General features: G+C 60.0%; 8 protein-coding genes. 6 read left to right on the top strand and 2 right to left on the bottom strand.

Annotation, left to right across the window (positions count from 1 at the left end; all coding sequences use genetic code 11):
- Positions 1-91 precede the first annotated feature (91 nt).
- Positions 92-523, bottom strand: a complete 432-nt coding sequence (locus ABX749_RS14720; RefSeq protein WP_372896644.1) for a hypothetical protein — start codon at positions 521-523, stop codon at positions 92-94.
- 63 nt (positions 524-586) lie between these two features.
- On the bottom strand, positions 587-1,168 hold the full coding sequence (locus tag ABX749_RS14715; protein WP_145210564.1) for a hypothetical protein: 582 nt from the start codon (positions 1,166-1,168) through the stop codon (positions 587-589).
- 430 nt (positions 1,169-1,598) lie between these two features.
- Here ABX749_RS14715 and ccoN point away from each other — a divergent pair, with 430 nt between their 5' ends.
- Genes ccoN through ABX749_RS14685 form a run of 6 tightly spaced genes read left to right on the top strand, consistent with a single transcriptional unit; the run spans position 1,599 to position 7,597 of the window.
- Positions 1,599-4,022: a cytochrome-c oxidase, cbb3-type subunit I gene (ccoN, locus tag ABX749_RS14710; RefSeq protein WP_372896643.1), complete on the top strand. Its 2,424-nt coding sequence runs from the start codon at positions 1,599-1,601 to the stop codon at positions 4,020-4,022.
- Positions 4,023-4,045: 23 nt separating this feature from the next.
- Positions 4,046-4,225, top strand: a complete 180-nt coding sequence (locus ABX749_RS14705; RefSeq protein ID WP_095739512.1) for a hypothetical protein — start codon at positions 4,046-4,048, stop codon at positions 4,223-4,225.
- Positions 4,218-4,847 (top strand): cbb3-type cytochrome c oxidase N-terminal domain-containing protein, encoded by a 630-nt coding sequence (locus tag ABX749_RS14700; RefSeq protein WP_372896642.1) that lies wholly within the window; start codon positions 4,218-4,220, stop codon positions 4,845-4,847. The genes ABX749_RS14705 and ABX749_RS14700 overlap by 8 nt, the downstream gene beginning before the upstream one ends.
- Positions 4,848-4,869: 22 nt before the next feature.
- Positions 4,870-6,273 (top strand): cytochrome c oxidase accessory protein CcoG, encoded by a 1,404-nt coding sequence (gene ccoG / locus ABX749_RS14695; protein WP_372896641.1) that lies wholly within the window; start codon positions 4,870-4,872, stop codon positions 6,271-6,273.
- Positions 6,273-6,797 (top strand): FixH family protein, encoded by a 525-nt coding sequence (locus ABX749_RS14690; RefSeq protein WP_372896640.1) that lies wholly within the window; start codon positions 6,273-6,275, stop codon positions 6,795-6,797. Before ccoG ends, ABX749_RS14690 begins: the two co-directional genes overlap by 1 nt.
- Complete coding sequence (locus ABX749_RS14685) at positions 6,797-7,597, top strand: sulfite exporter TauE/SafE family protein (RefSeq protein WP_372896639.1); 801 nt, start codon at positions 6,797-6,799, stop codon at positions 7,595-7,597. The genes ABX749_RS14690 and ABX749_RS14685 overlap by 1 nt, the downstream gene beginning before the upstream one ends.
- The last annotated feature ends 25 nt before the right edge of the window (positions 7,598-7,622 follow it).

Below are 7,622 nucleotides of genomic sequence, written 5' to 3'. Positions count from 1 at the left end.
CCCTCTGCCAATATGCCGACTACGGAGGACTCGTCGCCTCGTCCACGACCGCCTACCCGAAAACCAAGGTGCGGCGGAGGGCGGATCGGGATCAGTGATTTCGCAGATCGAATCCGGCGAGTTTGATTTTGTTTTCGCGCATGTAGCTGTGGCAATCGACGCAGCGGACCGTCAGGGAGACATAGGCCAGTGCGGCGCGATGGATGTCTTTGGCGTCGGCTGCTTTTTCGATCGCCGTGCAGGCTCGTCGAAAGTCGTCACTCTGCTTGCGGTATTCTTCGGTTTGGACCACGTTCCATCCGGCCTCCATGCTCAACAGACGAAGGGAGCGGGCGTTGCTGGCGATTTTGTCGAATTGTTCCAGCGTCAGCCCTTCCAGGATGTTTTTGGCACGATCGAGTTTACGCCGCATCAGCGGGGCGACGTTGTCTGGGGCCAAACGGTCGCCTCCGGCGGGATCTTGGGCGACGGCGGTAGGGCAGTGAAACGACGGCATCGCAACGGCGGCGATGAGAGCGAACATGAGGAAGGTGGCGCGGCGCATCGGTGTATCCATCAGTCGGGAGTGAATCGAGGTCGGTCAATTTCAGTCTTCATCGCGAACGGGCAGGGTCGATTCGATCTCGTCCAGCACCCGTTGTTCGGCGGGGCAGATCTTCTCGACGCCCAGGACGCCACCGGAGGCCATGGCGACTTCCTTGGCTTGCTCGAGCAAGCGGGCGCGAAGTTTGTTCGCGGTTTCGGCCGGCAAGTCTTGATGCACCGCTGCGGCGTATTCCTTCCACAGATGCCACATTTCGCGCGGTGGCCGTCGTTGCAGCCACTGTTCGAGCAGTCGGAAGGCGAGCGGATTGGAGCTGACGCCGCGTCGCAACGCGGCGCTCATCACGCCTTTGCGTTCTTCCGGCGTGACCGATCCGCTCGCCCAGGCGACGAACACGATCGGTGTCAGCGTCATCGCGGCGATGTTGGAGGCGTCGAAGCCGGCTTCGATCAGGTGGTTGGCCACTTGTTCGTCACGCACCCCGGTGGCCTTGGTCAGTTCCGCCAAACGTTCGGCGCGTTCGCTCTTTTCACGCAGTTTCTTTAGAAGTTCTTGGTCGACGCGCTGAAAGTATTGGTCTTCCAGAGCCTGTCCACGTCGGTGAAGATTGTCCCGTTCGATCATTTTCCTTTCCCTTCGGTTGCGGGGCTTACAAGTTCGGCCTCGATCTCGAATCAGCTGTAATGCAAACGCGGTGCCGATCGCGGTGTGATCGGGCGCCGATTTGGGAAGGACGTGGTGGGAAAGACCCGAATTGCATGGCCGGCGTGGCGACCGGGGCAATCGACCGTCCGGGGGCGGAGGGAATGGCGGGCTTTGGCTGTGCGATCGGGCGCGCTCGATCACCCAGCTGTGCGACTGGGCACGAAAAACGGATTTTTGGATGCGGCAAACCGTCACGCCTGGTGTGCGTTTCGCGGCGTTTCGCCGCTGTAGGGTCCAGATTTGGATTTAACACTCCGCCTTCGGCACCAAATTTGTTAAACAGCGGGCTTGTCGCGGTCATAGCCGTTTTGATCGCCCGGAACTTACAGACCAAGAATGAACGCCGCTGATGGACACGCATGTCGCGAATCAATCGGAGCAACCCGATGCAACAGATGGGACCACGACACAACGCACGACAGTACTGGAGTCATTTAGCTATGACGACGGAATTGTGCGGCTGTTTGCGACGGCCACCATCGTTTGGGCGCTGGTCGCCACGTTGGTCGGCTTGGTCGTCGCCTTATTGTTGGTGATGCCGACGTTGACCGGCGGGCTTCCCTGGTTTTCCTTCGGGCGATTGCGGCCATTGCACACCAACGCGGCGATCTTCGCATTTGCCGGGAACGCGATCTTCGCGGCCGTCTATTACAGCACCCAGCGGTTGTGCAAGGCTCGGATGTGGAGCGACACGCTGAGCCGACTGCACTTTTGGGGTTGGCAATTGATCATCGTGGCGGCGGCGGTGACGCTGCCGTTGGGGATCACGCAATCCAAGGAATACGCCGAATTGGAATGGCCGATCGACATCCTGATCGCCGTGGTTTGGCTGTTGATCTTTGGCGGCAACTTCATGATGACGCTGATCAACCGCCGCGAGCGTCACATGTATGTCGCGTTGTGGTTTTACATTGCGACGATCGTGACCGTCGCGGTCTTGCACGTGTTCAACAACTTGGTGGTGCCGGCCGGGCTGTTCAAGGGCTACAGCGTTTACGCCGGTGTTCAGGACGCGTTCATGCAGTGGTGGTATGGCCACAATGCGGTGGCGTTCTTTCTGACGACGCCGTTTTTGGGACTGATGTATTACTTTCTGCCCAAGGCGGCCGATCGACCGGTTTTCAGTTACCGCTTGAGCATCATTCACTTCTGGTCGCTGGTGTTCATCTACATCTGGGCCGGTCCCCACCACCTGCACTACACGGCATTGCCGGAGTGGGCCAGCACGCTGGGGATGTTGTTCAGTTTGATGCTGTGGATGCCCAGTTGGGGCGGGATGATCAACGGTTTGTTGACGCTTCGCGGGGCCTGGCACAAGGTCGCCGCCGATCCGGTGTTGAAATTCTTCGTCGTCGGCGTGACCTTTTACGGCATGTCGACCTTCGAAGGCCCGATGTTGTCGATCAAGTCGGTCAACTCGCTCAGCCACTACACCGATTGGACGATCGCACACGTTCACTCCGGAGCACTCGGCTGGAACGGCTTCATGGCCTTCGGCATGCTGTACTGGCTGTTGCCGCGGATTTTTCAGACCAAGATCTGGAGTGACAAGCTGGTCAGTCTGCACTTCTGGACCGGCACGCTGGGGATTCTGCTGTACATCGTTCCGATTTATGCCGCCGGGCTGATGCAAGGCCTGATGTGGCGTGCGATGGATGAAACCGGCAACCTGCAGTACCCCGACTTCATCGAAACGGTTCAGTCGATCGTTCCACTGTGGTGGGTGCGGGTGCTCGGCGGAGCGTTGTATGTCGCTGGCGTGGTGATGCTGTGCATCAACGCGTTGTTCACCTGGTTCGGTCGACCGGACAGCTACGACGTGCCGGTCTACTCGGCACCTCGGTTGACGGACGACTATCAAGATGACCCGAAGCCGAAGAGCGACATGGATGACGTTCCGATGTTGGATTCGGCGAAGGCGTTGAGTGTTTGGGCCAAGATGGGTTGGCACCGCCGTTGGGAGCGGTTGCCGGTCAAGTTCACGGTTCTGACGACGTTGGCCGTGGTGATCGCGACCCTGTTCGAATTGGTCCCGACGTTCTTGATTCGATCGAACGTTCCGACGATCGCGACGGTCAAACCGTACACGCCGCTGGAACTGGCCGGGCGTCACATCTTTGTGTCCGAGGGCTGTTACAACTGTCACTCTCAGATGATTCGTCCGATCGTTGCCGAAACGAAACGTTATGGCGAGTACAGCAAGCCCGGCGAATTCATCTATGACCGTCCGTTCCAGTGGGGCAGCCGACGAATCGGTCCCGATCTGGCGCGTGAGGGTGGCCGGCAGAGTAGTTTCTGGCACTGGCGGCACTTCGAGAATCCGGAATACGTCTCGCCCGGTTCGGTGATGCCCAGCTACGAGCATCTGTTGACCGACGAAATGAATTACGACGCCATCGCACCGCACGTCAAAGCGGCGTGGCAATTGGGCGCCCCGTATTCGGACGAAGAACTCAGCAACACGGCCGAGATCGCTTACAAGCAGGCCGAGAAGGTCGCCGCGGACATCGTCGCCCAGGGCGGACCGCCGATGACGATGGACAAACAGGCGGTTGCGTTGATCGCTTATCTGCAACGGGTCGGGGTCGATTTGTTCGCGACCCCAGAACCCACCGCGGAGGAAACTGCCGCTGACGCGGCGGCCGCGGCAGCGGTTGAATCGACGGAGTCCGCCGAAGCGGCGACCGAGCAGGCTGCCGAAGAGGCGACCGAGCAGGCTGCCGAAACGGCTGCGGCGGAAGCCGAGTCCGACCCAGCCCCCGAGACCGAGTGAACGACCTTTCGTGTGATTGAACCATGATCAAAGACTTAGTTTCCTTCATCGACTATTCCGCCTGTGCCGAGGTTGCGTTGGCACTTTTTGTAGGCACCTTTTTCCTGATCTTTTTCGGTGCGTTTCGGCTCAGCAAGAACGCCACGGAAAAGTTTGCCGCCATTCCATTAAGCGATCGAATCGAGGACCCGCGCAGTGAGTGAAGCACCAAAGACTGACCACGCCTACGACGGCATCGAAGAGTATGACAATCCGTTGCCGGGTTGGTGGAAGTGGTTGTTTATCGCGTCGATCGTTTTCAGCCCGTTCTATTGGGTGTATTACCACAACGGCGCCAAAGGCCGATCGATCGAAGATCAATACGGAGTCGCATTGGCGGAGAACACGCGCTTGCAATTTGCCGAGATCGGTGACTTGAAGTTGGATGGTCCGACGATCGCCAAATTCATGGCCAAAGACAGCTGGGTCAAGGTCGGCGAGTCGGTGTTTCGTGCCAACTGCGTGTCCTGTCACGGCCGCGAGGGTGAAGGCAAAGTCGGCCCGAACTTGACGGACGAGGCGTACAAGAACGTGGCGGTGTTGGCGGACATCGGCAAAGTCATCAACAACGGTGCGGGCAACGGTGCGATGCCGAAGTGGTCCAATCGATTGCACATCAATGAAATCGTGTTGGTGTCGGCGTACGTCGCCACACTGCGGGGGCAAAACGTGGAAGGCGGTCGGCCGGCCGAAGGACGCGAGATCCCGCCATGGCCGGAACCCGCGGTCGAGGAAGAACCGGCCGGCGAAGAAGAACCGGCCGCTGACGAAGAGGCGAAGTCTTAGGAGGATTTCGAACAGAACAGAAATGACCAAGACCGTACCGGACAACGACGCACTCCTGGAGTCTCCCCAACACGTGCTCAGCACGATGGAGCGAGATGGCAGCCGGCGCTGGCTCCGTCCGCGATTGTCGACCGGGTCGTGGTGGCAGCGTCGCCGCGTGGTTGCGTATTTGTTGATGGTGGTGTTCGTCGTGGTCCCGCACCTGCGAATCGGCGGCAATCCCGTCATCTTGCTGGACATCGCCGCTCGCGAGTTCACGATCCTCGGCCGCACGTTCTTGCCGACCGACACGCTGCTGCTGGCTTTGTTGATGCTGACGGTGTTCGTCTCCATCGTCTTGGTCACCGCGGTCGCAGGCCGCGCCTGGTGCGGCTGGGCCTGTCCCCAGACGGTTTACATGGAGTTTCTGTTCCGCCCGATCGATCGTTTGTTCGAAGGGACCGTCGGCAAGGGCGGCAAGGCGAAACGATCTGTCGGGGCTGCGTTGCAGATCGCCCGATTCGGCGTTTACGTGTTGTTGTGCGGTTTTCTCGCCCACACGTTCTTGGCCTACTTCGTCCGCACCGATCAGCTCACCGAGTGGGTGACGAGTTCACCGATCCAGCACCCGATCGCGTTTGCGGTCATGGCGGCGACGCTGGGGCTGATGCTGTTTGATTTTATGTTCTTCCGCGAACAGCTCTGTCTGATCGCATGCCCCTATGGCCGATTCCAGTCGGTCATGTTGGACGAACAATCGTTGATCGTCGCCTACGATCCCGTCCGCGGCGAGCCCCGCAAACGGGGCAAGCACCTGCCCGGCGACGGCGCGGGGGATTGTGTGGATTGCAATCAGTGCGTCGTGGTCTGTCCGACGGGCATTGATATCCGCGACGGGTTGCAAATGGAGTGCGTCAATTGCACCCAGTGCATCGATGCCTGTGACGACGTGATGGAAAAGGTCGGATCACCGAAAGGGCTGATCCGCTACGGTTCTCAAGATTCGATCGCGGGCAAGGCGAAGAAGATGTTTCGCGCCCGAACGATCGTCTATCCGGTGATTCTGTTGCTGTTGATGAGCGGGCTGGTGTTCGCGATTTCCACCAAGTCGGGATTCGACGTGCGGATCATTCGTCCCGGCGGCGCCCCGTTTACGGTTTACGCCGACGGCACCGCGTCCAACGAGTTTCGGATTCGCTTGGTCAATCGCACGTCCGAGCCCCAGGATTACTCGTTGATCGCCGATGCGGAACAAAACGTGACGATCGAAGTGTTGGACGAAGCAAAGATGAGCCTGGAGCCCGGCGAATCGGTGTTGGTTCCGGTTCACGTTACCTTTAAGGGCTCGATGACGCGTGGCAGCGGCCGCAAGGTGGTGGCGGCGACGATTTCGGATCAGAGCGACAACGTTCGCGAAGTAGAATTTTCACTGTTGGGACCCCGATAATGGCAACGGCGACGGCAATCGAATCGAACGAATCGGCGGAACGCCGCGCCAAGCGGTTTTGGATCGCCTTGGTGGTGTTTCTGTTTGTCATCCAGAGCACGATCATGGGGTTGGTGATGCATCTGGCCATCGGCGATCCTTCGGCTGCCGTGGTGCCCGATTACCACAACCGCGCGTTGAACTGGGACGCGACGCGGCGAACGTTGGAGGCCGCCGATCGACTGGGTTGGCAGGTCAGCTTTGAAGCCTCCGATGTGGCCGACGGCCGCGGCATGCGGGCACTGGAGTTGAAGCTCGTCGATCGTGACGGGCAGCCGCTGGACGGTTTGGTGGTCGGCGGCCAGTTGTACCACCATGCCAGAGCCGGCGATGTCCGCCCAATCACGCTTCAGTCCGTCGGCGAGGGGAAGTACTTGGCGTTGGCGCCGGCGGCGGAGGCCGGCATTTGGCAATTGGAAATCAAGATTGATGGCGGTTCGGAACCGGCTGCACAATCCTTGACGTTCCACATCAAAGGCGAGTGATGGACACGATTTTCGTTCTTGTGACGGCGGTGGTGACCGCCAGTGTGTTGGGCAGCATGCACTGCGTCGGCATGTGCGGCCCGCTGGCGATCTGGGCCAGTGGCGGCGGTGACCAGGTCAGTCGTGGCACATTGGTGGCGTCGACGACGCTGTACCATCTGGGACGTTTGGCGACGTACACGTTGGCCGGATGCGTTGCCGGATTGATCGGCAGCGTGATCGACATTGGCGGAGCCACGTTGGGCATCCAAGTCGCGGCGGCCAGGGTGGTCGGCGCGATGATGATTTCGATGGGGCTGTGGAAGCTGTGGAGTCTGTGGGCGGGCCGATCCAAGAGCACCGCGGTCGCTCCGTCAGCGGTCGGCAAGGTGCTCGTCAAGCTGCGCCCGTACATTTTTCGCTTGCCGGTTGCCGGGCGGGGATTTGCGACGGGGTTGTTAACGACGTTGCTGCCGTGCGGCTGGTTGTATCTGTTTGCGTTGATTGCTGCGGGGACGGGCAGCCCGGTGCGTGGCGCGATCGTGATGGCCGCCTTTTGGCTCGGCAGTGTCCCGGCGCTGGTCGCGTTGGTCGCCGGGTTGCGGGTGTTGTCGCTGCGATTTGCCCGCCTGATCCCCGCCTTGGCCGCGTTGATGTTGATTTTCGCGGGCTGCTTCACGGCATCGGGCCGCGGATTCAGCGGGTTGGAATCGTTGCAGGAACTCAAATCGTCCGGGACGACGATCGAGCAGGTCGATCAAGCGGGCGAGAAAGTGCTCCCGTGCTGCCAGGTGAAGGACTCACAGCCTGGGCAGGATTGAATGGCACGAGCATTAGCGTTGGTGT

This window comes from Stieleria sp. (genome assembly GCF_041595215.1).
GTDB lineage: Bacteria > Planctomycetota > Planctomycetia > Pirellulales > Pirellulaceae > Stieleria > Stieleria magnilauensis.
The sequence above is the reverse complement of the archived record's forward strand: the minus strand, read 5'-3'. Positions and strand labels throughout refer to the sequence as shown.